The 13,704-nt window shown below is 67.3% G+C and carries 12 protein-coding genes; 2 read left to right on the plus strand and 10 right to left on the minus strand.

Features of this window, described 5'->3' with window-relative positions; translation table 11 throughout:
* Position 1 precedes the first annotated feature (1 nt).
* From GGR25_RS03615 to GGR25_RS03640, 6 genes are all read right to left on the minus strand, one after another.
* Complete coding sequence (locus tag GGR25_RS03615) at positions 2-1,558, minus strand: acetolactate synthase large subunit (protein WP_183397332.1); 1,557 nt, start codon at positions 1,556-1,558, stop codon at positions 2-4.
* Between the two features lie 73 nt (positions 1,559-1,631).
* Positions 1,632-3,440, minus strand: a complete 1,809-nt coding sequence (recJ, locus tag GGR25_RS03620; RefSeq protein WP_343067960.1) for a single-stranded-DNA-specific exonuclease RecJ — start codon at positions 3,438-3,440, stop codon at positions 1,632-1,634.
* A gap of 4 nt (positions 3,441-3,444) precedes the next feature.
* Positions 3,445-4,443, minus strand: coding sequence for a class II fructose-bisphosphatase (gene glpX, locus GGR25_RS03625; RefSeq protein WP_183397333.1), 999 nt, complete (start codon positions 4,441-4,443; stop codon positions 3,445-3,447).
* Positions 4,444-4,457: 14 nt separating this feature from the next.
* Positions 4,458-5,783, minus strand: coding sequence for a homoserine dehydrogenase (locus GGR25_RS03630; protein WP_183397334.1), 1,326 nt, complete (start codon positions 5,781-5,783; stop codon positions 4,458-4,460).
* Positions 5,784-5,823: 40 nt separating this feature from the next.
* Positions 5,824-7,044, minus strand: coding sequence for an LL-diaminopimelate aminotransferase (locus GGR25_RS03635; RefSeq protein ID WP_183397335.1), 1,221 nt, complete (start codon positions 7,042-7,044; stop codon positions 5,824-5,826).
* A gap of 94 nt (positions 7,045-7,138) precedes the next feature.
* The gene (locus GGR25_RS03640) at positions 7,139-7,549 is read right to left on the minus strand and encodes a hypothetical protein (protein WP_183397336.1); all 411 of its coding nucleotides are present in this window, start codon (positions 7,547-7,549) and stop codon (positions 7,139-7,141) included.
* Between the two features lie 127 nt (positions 7,550-7,676).
* On the opposite strand from GGR25_RS03640, the gene GGR25_RS03645 reads away from it, so the two are divergent.
* Positions 7,677-9,497, plus strand: a complete 1,821-nt coding sequence (locus GGR25_RS03645; protein WP_183397337.1) for a PHA/PHB synthase family protein — start codon at positions 7,677-7,679, stop codon at positions 9,495-9,497.
* A complete protein-coding gene (locus GGR25_RS03650) occupies positions 9,494-10,447 on the plus strand; it encodes a glycosyltransferase (protein WP_183397338.1) in 954 nt (317 codons plus the stop codon). Before GGR25_RS03645 ends, GGR25_RS03650 begins: the two co-directional genes overlap by 4 nt.
* A 42-nt stretch (positions 10,448-10,489) precedes the next feature.
* Here the strand turns inward: GGR25_RS03650 and GGR25_RS03655 are convergent, their stop codons facing one another.
* From GGR25_RS03655 to GGR25_RS03670, 4 genes are all read right to left on the minus strand, one after another.
* Positions 10,490-11,770 carry an O-acetylhomoserine aminocarboxypropyltransferase gene (locus GGR25_RS03655; RefSeq protein WP_183397339.1) on the minus strand — a complete coding sequence of 427 codons (1,281 nt, stop codon included), beginning with the start codon at positions 11,768-11,770 and terminating at the stop codon, positions 10,490-10,492.
* Between the two features lie 130 nt (positions 11,771-11,900).
* Entirely contained in the window at positions 11,901-12,332 is a 432-nt protein-coding gene (locus GGR25_RS03660) for a CoA-binding protein (RefSeq protein WP_183397340.1), read from the minus strand.
* 13 nt (positions 12,333-12,345) lie between these two features.
* A complete protein-coding gene (locus GGR25_RS03665; RefSeq protein ID WP_183397341.1) occupies positions 12,346-13,155 on the minus strand; it encodes an SH3 domain-containing protein in 810 nt (269 codons plus the stop codon).
* Positions 13,152-13,607 (minus strand): VOC family protein, encoded by a 456-nt coding sequence (locus tag GGR25_RS03670; RefSeq protein WP_183397342.1) that lies wholly within the window; start codon positions 13,605-13,607, stop codon positions 13,152-13,154. Before GGR25_RS03670 ends, GGR25_RS03665 begins: the two co-directional genes overlap by 4 nt.
* Positions 13,608-13,704 lie beyond the last annotated feature (97 nt).

A 13,704-nucleotide genomic window follows, 5' to 3' on the forward strand; every position in this document is an offset into this window, starting at 1 on the left:
GTCAGATCACCGCCTCGATCAGGAAGGGGCCACGCCGCCCGAGCGCGGCCTTGAACAGATCGCGAAAGGCCTCGGCGGTCTCGGCCCGCGCCGCCTCGACGCCCATGCCGCGCGCCAGGCTGACCCAATCCAGCGCCGGCGCGTCGATGTCGAGCATGCGCTCGGCGTTGCGGCCAAAATGCCCCGCCCCGACATTCTGCATCTCAAGGCGCAGGATCGCGTAGGCGCGGTTCGAATAGATCACTGTCACCACGTCGAGCCCTTCGCGCGCCTGCGTCCACAGCCCCTGCACCGTGTACATCGCGCTGCCATCCGCCTGCAGGGCGACGACCTTGCGATCCGGACACGCGATCGCGGCGCCGGTCGCCATCGGGATGCCATTGCCGATCGCGCCGCCGGGGATCATCAGATAGTCGTGCGGCGCCGCCGAGGCGGAGAGCGACCAGAAGCTGCGCCCCGATGTCAGACCCTCGTCGGCGAGAATGGCATTCTCGGGCAGCAGCGCGGCGACGACGCGCGTGATCGCGTCGTCGGTGAGCGGTCCCGCGAGCCCCTCGATCAAGGCCGGCGGGGCGGCGACGGGCACGGCAGCCGCCTGCGCCGGCGCATCGAGCGCCTCGGCGAGCGCCGCCAGCGCCCCGGCTTCGTCCTCGCCGACGGCGGCCAGCGTCTCGACGCGGCAGGATTCGGGCAGGATGCGGCTCGGCTTGCCGGGATAGGCGAAGAAGGCCACGGGCTCCTGCCCGCCGACCAGGATCATCACATCGAGATCCTTCAGCGCGGCAAGCGCCAGATCGATCGGATAGGGGATGCGCTCGAGCGGCACCCTGCCCCGGCCCCGTGCCGTTCGGGCGCTCAGGACTTCGCCGAACAGGCGCGCACCGGTCGCCGCGGCGATGCGGCCGGCCGTCTCCAGCGCGGCGCCATAGGACGACCGGCCGGCGAGGACGATACCGGCCCGCGTACCATGCGCACGCAAGGCGGCGGCGACACGTTCGATCGTCGGGGCATCGGGAAGCGGCGGCACCGGCCACGCGATCGGCGTGACGGGCGCGGCCTCGACGGGCCCCCAAGCGGAATCGGCCGGCAGGATCATGGTCGAGACGCCCCTCCCCGTCTCGGCCGCGCGAATCGCCGCCTCGGCGGTCGCGCCGACGCTCTCCGGTCCGCTCGCCCGGCCGACCCAGTGCGACATCGGCCGCGCGAGGCTCTCTATGTCGGTGGTCAGCGGCGCATCGAAGGCGAGGTGATGGCTCGCATGGTCGCCGACGACCGTGACGATCGGCGTGTGCGCGCGGCGGGCATTGTGCAGATTGGCGAGGCCGTTCGCGAGACCCGGTCCGGTATGCAGCAGCACGGCGGCTGGCTTCTCGGCCATGCGGCCATAGCCATCGGCCGCCCCGGTCGCGACACCCTCGAACAGGCCGAGCACGCAGCGCATGGCGGGCTTTCGATCCAGCGCCGCCACGAAATGCATCTCCGACGTGCCGGGATTGGCGAAGGTGACGTCGATCCCGTTGGCGAGAAGCACATCGCAAAGCCTGTCGGCACCGTTCATGTCGTCCGTCCTTCGAGGGTGGCAGCGGCAAACTATCGGCCCCCGAGGGCAAGTCAACGCGGCGCCGCGCGCTTCAGATTCGCGGCGGCTCCGCGGCGTCGAGAATGCGGAAGCTCGCCTGACGGCGCCCCTGCCAATGATCAATGCCCAGCATGCCGGCAAAATGGAGCGGCAGGCCGCGGCGCTCCAGCATGGCCCGGCCGAGATCGGTGTCCGCAGCGCGGAACGCGATCGCCTTCAAATTGTGGTCTCCGGTCGACAGCGAGGCGCGGACATGGCCGTTGCCGACCACCTCCGCATAGGCGATGCGGTGGGAGGGCAAGGCGAAGACCGGCTCCGGGTGACCGGCGCCGAAGGGCCCGGCCCGCTCGATCGAATCGATCAGTTCCGCCGTCGCCGCGCGCCCCGTCAGCGCCCCGTCGATCCGCAGCACATGCTCCTCGCGCGCCGCGCGCGAGGCTTCGGCCGCATTCGCCTCGAGGAAGGCGCGAAAATCGCCGAGCCGCGACATCTCGATGGTGAGTCCCGCCGCCATCGCGTGCCCGCCGCCCTTGACGAGCAGGCCCTCGGCGACGGCGCGGCGCACCAGCGCTCCGAGATCGACGCCGGAGACCGAGCGGCCCGACCCCGTCCCCGTCCCGTTGGCGTGGAAGGCGATGGCGAAGGCGGGCCGCCGGAAGCGCTCCTTGAGACGCGCCGCGATCAGGCCGACGATACCCGGATGCCAGCGCGGATTGGCGGTTACCAGAACGGCCGGGCCTTCCGAGCTGCCGATCTCCGCATCCGCCTCGGCGACAGCCTCCTCCAGCATCGCGGTCTCGATCGCCTGGCGCTGGCGGTTCAGATCGTCGAGCGTCGCCGCGACGATCTCGGCCTCGGCTTCATCGTCGAGCGATAGAAGCTTCGCGCCGAGCGCCGCGTCGCCAATGCGCCCGCCGGCATTGATGCGGGGGCCGAGCAGGAAACCGAGATGATAGGGCGAGAGCGGACCATCGACGCGGGCGAGGCGCGCCAGCACCGCGAGCCCCGGATTGCCGGCCTGGCGCAGGATCGCCAGTCCGCGCACGACGAAGGCCCGGTTCAACCCGACGAGCGGGACGACATCGCAGACCGTACCGAGCGCCACGAGATCGAGCCACTGCATCAGATCGGGTTCGCGCCGCGCCTCGCCATACCAGCCGCGCCGCCGCAATTCGCGGTTCACCGCGACGATCGCCATGAAGGTCACCCCGACGGCGGCCAGATAGCCGAGACCGGAGAGATCGTCCGGACGATTGGGATTGACCAGCGCGCGGGATGGCGGCCGCTCTTCCGACATCTGGTGATGGTCGAGCACCACGACATCGCAGCCGAGCGACTCGGCGAGGGCGAGCGATTCGAAGCTGGTCGAGCCGCAGTCGACGGTCACGATCAGCCGCGCGCCCTCGGCGATCAGGCTGCGGATCGCTTCCGGATTGGGGCCGTAGCCCTCGAAGATGCGGTCGGGAATATAGATGCGCGCCTCGATGCCCTGCGCGCGCAGGAACCGCGCCAGGAGCGCCGAGGACGAGGCGCCGTCGACGTCGTAGTCGCCGAAGATCGCGACGCTTTCGCCGGCGGTCACGGCGTCGGCGATGCGCGCCGCGGCGGCGTCCATGTCGGTCAGCGTCGAGGGATCGGGCATGAGCGCACGGAGGCTCGGCGCGAGAAAGCCGGCCGCATCCTCGATCGCCACGCCCCGTCCCGCCATGACGCGGGCGACGAGTTCGGAAATGCCGTCGCGCTGCGCCATCGCGCTGGCCGCAAGCGACCCCGCCTCGTCGAGCCGTTCCGTCCAGACGCGGCCGGTCAGCGAATGCTCGACACCCAGGAAGCGCCGCCGCGCGGGACCGGCTTCCGTCACAGTCTCAGCCGGGAAGGTCGAATTTGGAATGATCGCGATGCGTCGCCTTGATCCAGCGGATCGTGCCGGTGGAGGAGCGCATCACCACCGTATCGGTGGTGATCTCGCCGGAACGGGCGAAACGGACGCCGGCCAGCAGATTGCCATCGGTCACGCCCGTCGCGGCGAAGAGCACGTCGCCGCGCGCCATCTCGCGGTGCGTGTATTTCCGGTCGACATCCTTGATGCCCATGGCGAGCGCGCGGGCGCGCTGCGACTCGGACTGGATCATGAGACGGCCCTGCATCTCGCCGCCCGTGCAGCGCAGCGCCGCCGCCGCGAGGACGCCTTCCGGTGCGCCGCCGCTGCCGAGATAGATATCAATGCCGGTCTCGTCCGGATTGGCGACATGGATCACGCCCGCGACGTCGCCATCGCCGATCAGGCGGACAGCCGCGCCGGTCTCGCGGACGGCCTCGATCAGCGCCGCATGGCGCGGCCGGTCGAGGATGCAGACGGTGATCTCATTGACGGGCACGCCCTTGGCCTTGGCAAGCGCCGTGATGTTCTCGGCCGGCGAGCGGTCGAGATCGACCGTACCCGGCGGATAGCCGGGCCCGATGGCGATCTTCTGCATGTAGATGTCGGGGGCGTTGAGCAGGCTGCCGGCTTCTGCGATCGCGATCACGGCGAGCGAATTCGGCTGGTTCTTGGCGCAGATCGTCGTGCCTTCGAGCGGGTCGAGCGCGACATCGACCTGCGGACCGGCACCATTGCCCACGGTCTCGCCGATGAAGAGCATCGGCGCCTGATCCCGCTCGCCTTCGCCGATGACGACCGTGCCCTGGATCGGAAGGCGGTTGAGTTCCTTGCGCATCGCATCGACGGCCGCCTGGTCCGCGGCTCTCTCGTCGCCGCGGCCGCGCCACCTGGCCGCCGCGACGGCGGCTCGCTCGGTAACCCGGACGATCTCCATCGTGAGGATGCGGTCGAGCCCCGCCTTCTTCTCCACCGTGATCGCCATGACGCGGCCCCGCCCTATGCCAGTTGTTCTATCCGTATCATCTGCGGATGCTCGGCGATGTGTCCATCTGTCGAAATCCGCTCCAACGCCGCCTTCACCTGCGCTTCGGTCGTATCATAGGTGATGAGGATGACGGGTTGCGGCTCGAGCGGCTGCGGATGATCCGGCGCATCGGCCTTCGGCGCACGCCGGCGCTGCACGATGGATTCGAGCGAGATGCCCTGTTCCGCCATCCGCGTGGTGATCGCGGCGAGCGCGCCGGGCCGATCGAAGACCGCGAGGCGGAGATAATAGCCGCCGGCATGCGACTGGATGGTCGCCCGCTGGTAGGGCCGCATAGCCGAGGCCGGACGGCCGAACGTGCCGACAACATCGCCGCGCGCGATATCGGCGATATCGCTCACCACCGAGGACGCCGTGGCATCGCCGCCGGCACCCGGACCCGCGAGCACGAGGCGACCGACGAAATCGGCCTCCACGGCAACCGCATTGGTCACGCCGTCGACGCGCGCGATGGGCGAGGATTTCGGCAACATGGTCGGGTGGACGCGCTGCTCGATGCCGCTCTCGGAACGGGTCGCGACGCCGAGCAGCTTGATGCGATAGCCGAGCTCGTCCGCAGCCTCGATATCCGCCGTGGTGATCGAGCGGATGCCTTCGACATAGATCGCGCCGGCGTCGATCTCGGTACCGAAGGCGATCGCGGTCAGGATCGACAGCTTGTGCGCGGTGTCGAAGCCGTCGACATCGAAGGTCGGGTCCGCCTCGGCATAGCCGAGCCGCTGCGCATCGGCGAGGCAGGCGTCGAAGGACAGGCCCTCGCGCTCCATCCGCGTCAGGATGTAATTGCAGGTGCCGTTCAGGATGCCATAGATCCGCGTCACCGCATTGCCGGCGAGCGACTCGCGCAGCACCTTGATGATCGGAATGCCGCCGGCGGCCGCGGCCTCGAAGTTCAGCGAGACGCCGCGGCTTTCGGCCAGAGCGGCGAGCTCCGCGCCATGATGGGCGAGCAGCGCCTTGTTGGCCGTGACCACATGCTTGCCAGCCTCGAGCGCCGCACGAACGGCGGCGTTCGCCGCGCCCTCTGCGCCACCGATCAGCTCGACGAAGACGTCGATATCAGCCGACTGGGCGAGTGCGATCGGATCGTCGAACCAGGCGAAGCGGGAGACGTCGACGCCGCGATCGCGGCTGCGATCGCGCGCCGATACGGCCACGATCTCGACCGTTCGTCCGGAGCGCGCCGAGAGTTCTGCGCCATGACGATCGACGAGTCGCACCAGCGACGCGCCGACCGTGCCGAGGCCGGCAACACCGAGCCTGAGAGAAGAAACCATAAGCCGCCCCTAGGGGGCCCGGTGCGAGACGGGAGGGCCTCTACCGCCGGGCGCTGCTGATCGGGACGACGTTGTGCAATGTTTTGTCGGCCGATTCAAGGAAGCGGCGGATGTTGCGCGCAGCCTGGCGAATACGCTGCTCGTTTTCGACCAACGCGATGCGGACATAGTCGTCGCCATGCTCGCCGAAGCCGACGCCCGGCGCGACCGCGACATCGGCCTTCTCGATCAGCAGCTTGGAGAATTCGAGGCTGCCGAGCGCCTTGAACTCTTCGGGGATCGGCACCCAGGCGAACATCGACGCCTTCGGTGCCGGGATCTGCCAGCCGGCGCGCGAGAAGCTCTCGACCATCACGTCGCGGCGGTGCTTGTAGGTCGCGCGCATCTCCGCGATGCAATCCTGCGGGCCGTTGAGCGCCGCCGTCGCCGCCACCTGGATCGGCGTGTAGGCGCCGTAGTCGAGATAGGACTTCACGCGGCCGAGCGCGGCGATCAGCCGCTCGTTGCCGACCGCGAATCCCATGCGCCAGCCGGCCATGGAGAAGGTCTTCGACATCGAGGTGAACTCGACCGCGACATCCATCGCGCCCGGCACCTGCAGGACCGACGGAGGCGGATCGCCCTCGAAATAGATCTCCGAGTAAGCGAGATCGGACAGGATGAAGAGCTCATGCCGGCGCGCGAAGGAGACGACGTCGCGATAGAAATCGAGATCGGCGACATGCGCCGTCGGGTTCGACGGGTAGCACAGCACGACGGCGAGCGGCTTCGGGATGGAGTGCATCACGGCACGCTCCATCGCGCGGAAGAACTCCGGCCCCGGCTCGACCGGCACGGAACGGATCACGCCGCCGGCCATCAGGAAGCCGAAGGCATGGATCGGATAGCTCGGATTCGGCACGAGCACGACATCGCCCGGCGCCGTGATGGCCTGCGCCATATTGGCGAAGCCTTCCTTGGAACCGATCGTGGCGACGATCTGCGTGTTCGGATCGAGCTTCACGCCGAAGCGGCGGTCGTAGTACGCCGCCTGCGCCTTGCGCAGGCCATTGATGCCGCGCGAGGCGGAATAGCCGTGCACATCCGGGCGCGCGGCAGTCTCGGCGAGCTTCTGAACGATGTGCTGCGGCGTCGGCAGGTCGGGATTGCCCATGCCGAGGTCGATGATGTCGGCGCCGGCGGCCCGAGCGCTCGCCTTAAGCCGGTTAACCTGCTCGAAGACGTATTGCGGCAGACGCCGCACGCTGTGGAACTCGCTCATGGCTCGGAACCTGTTGTTTTCGTTTCCTCGGACGCGTCACATCCCGTGGCGCGCGCAGCGCATTTAGCACTCGAACGGTGGCGAGACGAGGCCTCTATTGCGGGCATTTCGTGGCGTCGGCCGCCGTGCCCGAATCGCACCCCGACTGAATCTCCTGGATCGTCTTCTCGCCATGCGTCTTGGCGAGGTTCTCGAGGTCCTGCGCCGACGCTGCACTTTGCTGCTGCGCCGTGGCGCCGACGGCCGCGCTGGTCTGCTTCGCCTTCGCCTCGAGCGCGGCCTTGGCCTGTTCCTGCTGCTCGGGCGTCAGAGCCTTGCCGACCGGCTGCTTGCCGGCCTCGTTGATGTTCGGAAAGCCGCCCTGCTGAAGATTCGGATCGGATGAGAAATCCAGCGTCCGCGACACGGTCGAACAACCGGCGACCAGCGAAAGGGCCAGCGTCAAGCCAATGATGGCAGCGGAGCGGCATCGCAACGTTCCAGACTGAGACATCCGCTTCGCCACTCTCCGCCCTCAGGGTAAGCATCTCGTAAACACACGAGCCATATGCCACGAGAGCCGAAGCTATTACACTCCCCGTGTTGGGGAAAGCCGGACGCATCCGATCCGGCTCGCGAGATTGGGAGCGAGAATGCCGGCGAATGGCGGGGCCGATCAGAATAGCGGCGCAATCCCCTTCTTCGTGAAGGACCCGGAACTCCTGGCGAAGAACATCGCCTTGATCATCGAGGGCGCGACTCGCGCCGCGCGGGCCTTCCTGAAGCCGCGCGAAGAAGGCGCGGTTTCGACCGATCTCGCCGACGAGATCGCGCAGATCGTCCGCACGCTCTCCAAGGTGATCGAATACTGGCGCTCCGAGCCAGCCCGCGCCGTCGAGGCACAGAGCAAGCTTTACGGCCGCTATTTCGCGCTCTGGACGGCGATGATGCAGCGCATGTCCGGCCTCAGCGTGAAGCCGATCGCCGAGCCGGAGGCCCGCGACAAGCGCTTTCGCGATCCGCAGTGGAGCGAGAGCATCTATTTCGACTTCTTCAAGCAGATCTACCTGATCACGGTCCAATGGGCCGAGGAGATGGTCGACAAGGCCGACGGGCTCGACCCGCACACCCAGCTGCAGGCCCGATTCTATGTCCGCCAGATTGCCAACGCGATCTCGCCGTCGAATTTCCCGCTCACCAATCCGGAGGTGATGCGCGACACGGTCGATTCGAGCGCCGAGAACCTGGTGCGCGGCGTCAACATGCTGGCCGACGACATCACGGCCGGCGACGGCGAATTGCGCATTCGCCAGTCCGACCTCTCCGCTTTCGAGATCGGCCGCAATCTCGCGCTGACGCCGGGCAAGGTCGTGCACCAGAACGACGTCTGCCAGTTGATCCAGTACAAGCCGACCACCGAGACGGTGCTGAAGCGGCCGCTGCTGATCGTGCCGCCCTGGATCAACAAGTTCTACATCCTCGACCTGACGCCCGAGAAATCCTTCATCAAATGGGCGGTCGAGCAGGGCCATACCGTGTTCGTCGTGTCCTGGGTCAATCCGGACGAGCGGCAGGCGGAGAAGGCGTTCGAGAATTACATGCGCGAGGGTATCCTCGCCTCGCTCGACGTGATCCAGAAGATCACGCGCGAGGATGAGGTGAACGCGATCGGCTATTGCGTCGGCGGGACGCTGCTGTCCTTCACCCTCGCCTATATGGCGGCCACGGGCGACACGCGCATCGCCGCCACCACGCTGTTCGCGACGCAGGTGGATTTCACGTTCGCCGGCGACCTCAAGGTGTTCATCGACGAGAGCCAGGTCGAGGCGATCGAGAAGAAGATGAGCGTGCGCGGCTATCTCGAAGGGAGGAACATGGCCGCCTCCTTCAACATGCTGCGCTCCAACGAGCTGATCTGGTCCTATGTCGTGAACAATTATTTCCGCGGCAAGGAACCGATCCCGTTCGACCTGCTCTATTGGAATTCAGACGCCACGCGAATGCCGGCCGCCAACCACTCGTTTTATTTGAGGAATTGCTATCTCGACAACAAGCTCTCCAAGGGAGAGCTGTCGGTCGGCGACACGAAGATCTCGCTCGGGGACGTCAAGATCCCGATCTACAATCTCGCCGCCCGCGAGGATCACATCGCGCCGCCGCGCTCGGTCTTCTACGGGTCGAGCTTCTTCGGCGGCGACGTGACCTTCGTACTCTCCGGCTCGGGCCACATCGCCGGCGTCGTCAATCCGCCCGCGCGGCGCAAATATCAGTACTGGACCGGTCCGGCGCCGAAGGGCGACGGATTCGAGGCCTGGGTCGACAAGGCCGACGAGCATCCGGGCTCCTGGTGGCCGCACTGGCAGGCCTGGATCGAAAAGCAGGATAATCGCCGCGTGAAGGCGCGCGTTCCGGGCGGTCGGCGGGTCAAGACGATCGAGGATGCGCCGGGCAGCTACGTCAAGGTCATGTCTTGAGCCGACCGCTGCGGATCGCGCTCGTTTGCGGGCGCGCCCTCCCCGTCTCGCTCTATGGCGGCACAGAACGCGTCGTCGAATGGCTGGCGCGCGAGTTGCTGCGCCGCGGCCATGCCGTGACGCTGGTCGGACCCAAGGGCACCTATCTGCCCGGCGTGCGCGTCGTCATGGCGAGCGATGCCGTCAGCGCCGCGGCGAACCTGCCCGCCGATATCGACATTGTGCATGCGCATGGCTGGACCGGCGCCCGCTTCGCCGTCCCCTCGCTCTGGACGATGCATGGCAACGCCCCCGGCTATGGCTTCGAGGGCAACTGGAACTTCATCTCGGCCGATCACGCGGCCCGGCACGGCCGCAGGACCTTCGTCTATAACGGCATCCCGCCGGAGGACGTCTATTTCTCGGCGGAGAAGAGCGACCGACACCTGTTCTTCTCGCGCATCAACCGCGCCGGCAAGAACGTGACGCAGGCGATCGATCTGGCGCGCCGCTTCAAGCTGAAGCTGGATCTGGCCGGCGGCGCCCGCATCGAGCTACTGACGCGCAGCGCCGTCCGACGCGAGGGCGTGTTCTTCCGCTCCTTCGGCGAGCAGTTCCGCTTCCACGGCATGGTCGGCGGGTGGGAGAAGGCGCGGCTCTTCGCGCAGGCCCGCTCGCTGCTGTTTCCGATTCGCTGGGACGAGCCGTTCGGCCTGGTGGTGATTGAGGCGCTGCTCGCCGGCACGCCGGTGATCGCAGCCGCCCGCGGCGCGGTGCCGGAACTGCTCACGCCTGAAGTCGGTTTCCTGTGCGAAAGCACGGACGACTATGGCCGCGCTTTCGCGGAGGTCGGCGCGATCGATCCGGCGCGGTGCCGCGACTATGCGGCGTCCAACTTCTCGGCGGCGCAGATGGCCGAGGGCTATCTGGCGCTCTATCGGCGCATTCTCGACGGCGAAACGCTCGATTGAAGGTCCGGGGCGCTGGACGCGCCCCGGAGCACCGTCGATGCCTCAGGCAAGCGCCTGCTGCAGATCGGCGATGATGTCTTCCTTGTCCTCGATGCCGACCGAGAGGCGAACGACATCCGGCCCGGCCCCCGCCGCGATCTTCTGCGCGTCGGTGAGCTGGCGATGCGTCGTGGACGCCGGGTGGATCACCAGCGAACGCGTGTCGCCGATATTGGCGAGATGCGAGAACAGCTTGACCGACGAAACGAGCTTCACGCCCGCGTCATAGCCGCCGGCGAGCCCGAAGGTGAGAACCGCACCGGCGCCCTTGGGCACATAGTGGCGCCCGAGATTGTAGTAGCGGTCGCCCGGCAGGCCGGCATAGCTGACCCACGACACCGCGGGATGATCGGCCAGGAATTCGGCGACCGCCTTCGCATTGTCGGAGTGCTTCTGCATGCGCAGCGGCAGCGTCTCGATGCCGTTCAGGATCAGGAACGAGTTGAAGGGCGAGATGGCCGGGCCGAGATCGCGGAGACCGAGGACGCGCGCGGCGATTGCGAAGGCGAAATTGCCGAAGGTCTCGCCGAGGACCATGCCGTTATATTCCGGCAGCGGCTGCGACAGCTTCGGATAGCGCCCCTCGCGCAGCCAGTTGAACCGGCCGCCGTCGACGAGGATGCCGCCGATCGAATTGCCGTGCCCGCCGAGGAACTTGGTGAGCGAATGCACGACGATATCGGCGCCATGCTCGATCGGGCGGCAGAGATAGGGCGTCGCCAGCGTATTGTCGACGATCAGCGGCACGCCGGCGCGCTTGGCCACGGCAGCGATGGCCGCGATGTCGGTGACGATGCCGCCCGGATTGGCGATCGATTCGATGAAGATCGCCTTGGTCTTTGGCGTGATCGCGCGCTCGAACGAGGCGATGTCGTCCGGATCGGCCCAGACGACGTTCCAGCCGAAGCTCTTGAACGAATTGTTGAACTGGTTGATCGAGCCGCCATAGAGCTTGTTGGAGGCGACGAACTCGTCGCCCGGCGACAGGAGCGTGTGGAAGACGAGCAACTGCGCGGCGTGGCCCGAGGCCGTCGCCAGCGCTGCGGTGCCACCTTCGAGCGCTGCGACACGCTCCTCCAGCACGCCGGTCGTCGGGTTGGTGATGCGCGTATAGATGTTGCCGAAGGCCTGCAGGCCGAACAGCGACGCGGCGTGCTCCGCGTCCTCGAAGACGAACGACGTCGTCTGGTAGATGGGGGTCGCCCGCGCGCCCGTCGTCGGATCGGGCTGCGCGCCGGCGTGAACCGCCTGCGTCGCGAACCCCGGAAGCCTCTCGTCGGTCATTTCATCCTCCCAGCTTTCTGTGCCGTTACCTATCGATATCGCGACCGTCGACAGGGCAGCAAAGCAAATCGTTCCGCAAGCGGCGGCCGTGGAGGTAGAAAATGCTGCGTGGGGTCGGTCGGCGCGGAGTTCAGGCGCCGAGGAGGCGCGGCCGCTCGATCGCCGGGCAGCGGTTCATGACCACGTCGATGCCCGCCGCCTCGAGGCTGGCCGCGGCCGCGTCGTTGCGAATGCCGAGCTGCAGCCAGACGACCTTGGGCAGCGGCGCGAGCTGCAGGACCTCCTCCGCGAGCGCGGGGATCGCATCGGAATTGCGGAATACGTCGACCATGTCGATCGGCACGGGCACATCGGCAAGGCGGGCATAGACCTGCCGGCCGAACAGCGCCTGTCCGGCGAGACCCGGATGGATCGGATAGGTCTCGTAGCCGCAGCGCGTCAGATAGCCGAGCACGCCATGGCTCGGCCGCGAGGCGTTGGCGCTGGCGCCGACGACGGCGATCGTGCGCACGCTCGTCAGGATGCCGCTGAGATAGGCGTCGTCATAATGGTCGTGGTTCATCGGAACCTTCCTGTCAGACGCCCGGCACGATGACGGCGGTGACCGCCCAGTGATCCTCGACCTTGCCGTAGCAGACGGAAACGGCCTGGAAGGCGAGCGACGAATCATTGGCGCCATAGCCGACCTTGCCCGACGGCAGGACGACCGAATACCAGTCCTCGTCGCTCTGCTCGGCCGAATTGTCCTCGACCGACCCTTCCAGGAACGGGACGATCGTGCCGGCCGGAAGCGTCTCCAGCACCGGCGAAGAAGTCGTCGGCTTCTCGTGGAACGCCGTCTGCTCGGACAGGATCCAGAGATTGCCGGGCGGAACATCCGCCGCCGTCGCGATGTCGAGCGCCTTCTGACGGTCGAAGATCGCCTCGGCCGGCGAGCACAGCGCGTTTTCGGCCGTCGGCGACTTTCCGATCGTCTTCGGCTGCAGCGCCATGCCGAAGAGATCGACGATGAGGCTATCGAGATCCTCGCGGGAATAATCCGTATCCGCCGATGTCGTCAGCGCGGCGGCCTGGTCGAGACGCTCGTCGCCGGGGCGCTTGTCGGGATTGGCGAGCGCCGGCGACGCCTTCTCCTCCGGAAAACCGATCAGCGGCGTATAGATCTTGAGATCGGGCGCGACGGCGGCCTTCAGCGTGGCGACATCGTTCGAATCGACGGCGTCCTGCAGCGACTGGATGAATGTCTTCAGTTCCGGATCATTGGCGCCCGCGGCGTCATAGGTCACGGTCAAGGGCTGATAGGGCTTGGGATCGGCTGCTGCGGCAGTGGCCCCGAAGGCGAGCAGGGGTGCCAGGGCAAGGACGAAAGTGCAGGAACGGATCATGACGCGAGCTCGGGTGGAGGAAGCTGGAGACGGCCTTGGCCGTCGAGAGACGTGAAGGGGTTGTGCGCGACCTCCCAGAGGTGGCCGTCGGGATCGGAGAAATAGCCCGAATAACCGCCCCAGAAGACCTTGGAGGCCGGCTTCACGATGCGCGCGCCCGAGCGCTCCGCATGGGCCAGCGCCGCATCGACCTCGGCATCGCTCTCGACATTGTGCGCGAGCGTCACGGCGCGGAAGCCGTCCCCCGCCGGGGCGACCGTCGCATCATCTGCCAGATTTTCGCGGTTGAAGAGCGCCAGGACCACACCACCCAGATCGAAGAAGGCGATCGAATCGCGGCTGGCCGACGAGGCCCGCCAGCCGAGCGCTTCGTAGAAGGCGCGCGACTTCTGAACATTCGCCACCCCGAGTGTGACGATGTTGAGGCGCGGCGCGAGTCCTGTGGCAGCCATGGAAACCTCCGTTCGCGGGCGGCGCAGCATATCCGATCGGACCGCCCGGTACAGGGCGTAGGACGGTCCGACCGCGCCCAGCATGGACCGGAATTGT

Origin of the sequence: Kaistia hirudinis (assembly GCF_014196455.1) — a bacterium.
GTDB lineage: Bacteria > Pseudomonadota > Alphaproteobacteria > Rhizobiales > Kaistiaceae > Kaistia > Kaistia hirudinis.

Coding starts and splice junctions, on each gene's coding strand:
- GGR25_RS03615 (WP_183397332.1), bottom strand. CDS start 1,558: ATGAACGGTGCCGACAGGCTTTGCGATGTGCTTCTCGCCAACGGGATC.
- glpX (WP_183397333.1), bottom strand. CDS start 4,443: ATGGCGATCACGGTGGAGAAGAAGGCGGGGCTCGACCGCATCCTCACG.
- GGR25_RS03630 (WP_183397334.1), bottom strand. CDS start 5,783: ATGGTTTCTTCTCTCAGGCTCGGTGTTGCCGGCCTCGGCACGGTCGGC.
- GGR25_RS03635 (WP_183397335.1), bottom strand. CDS start 7,044: ATGAGCGAGTTCCACAGCGTGCGGCGTCTGCCGCAATACGTCTTCGAG.
- GGR25_RS03645 (WP_183397337.1), top strand. CDS start 7,677: ATGCCGGCGAATGGCGGGGCCGATCAGAATAGCGGCGCAATCCCCTTC.
- GGR25_RS03655 (WP_183397339.1), bottom strand. CDS start 11,770: ATGACCGACGAGAGGCTTCCGGGGTTCGCGACGCAGGCGGTTCACGCC.
- GGR25_RS03660 (WP_183397340.1), bottom strand. CDS start 12,332: ATGAACCACGACCATTATGACGACGCCTATCTCAGCGGCATCCTGACG.
- GGR25_RS03665 (WP_183397341.1), bottom strand. CDS start 13,155: ATGATCCGTTCCTGCACTTTCGTCCTTGCCCTGGCACCCCTGCTCGCC.
- GGR25_RS03670 (WP_183397342.1), bottom strand. CDS start 13,607: ATGGCTGCCACAGGACTCGCGCCGCGCCTCAACATCGTCACACTCGGG.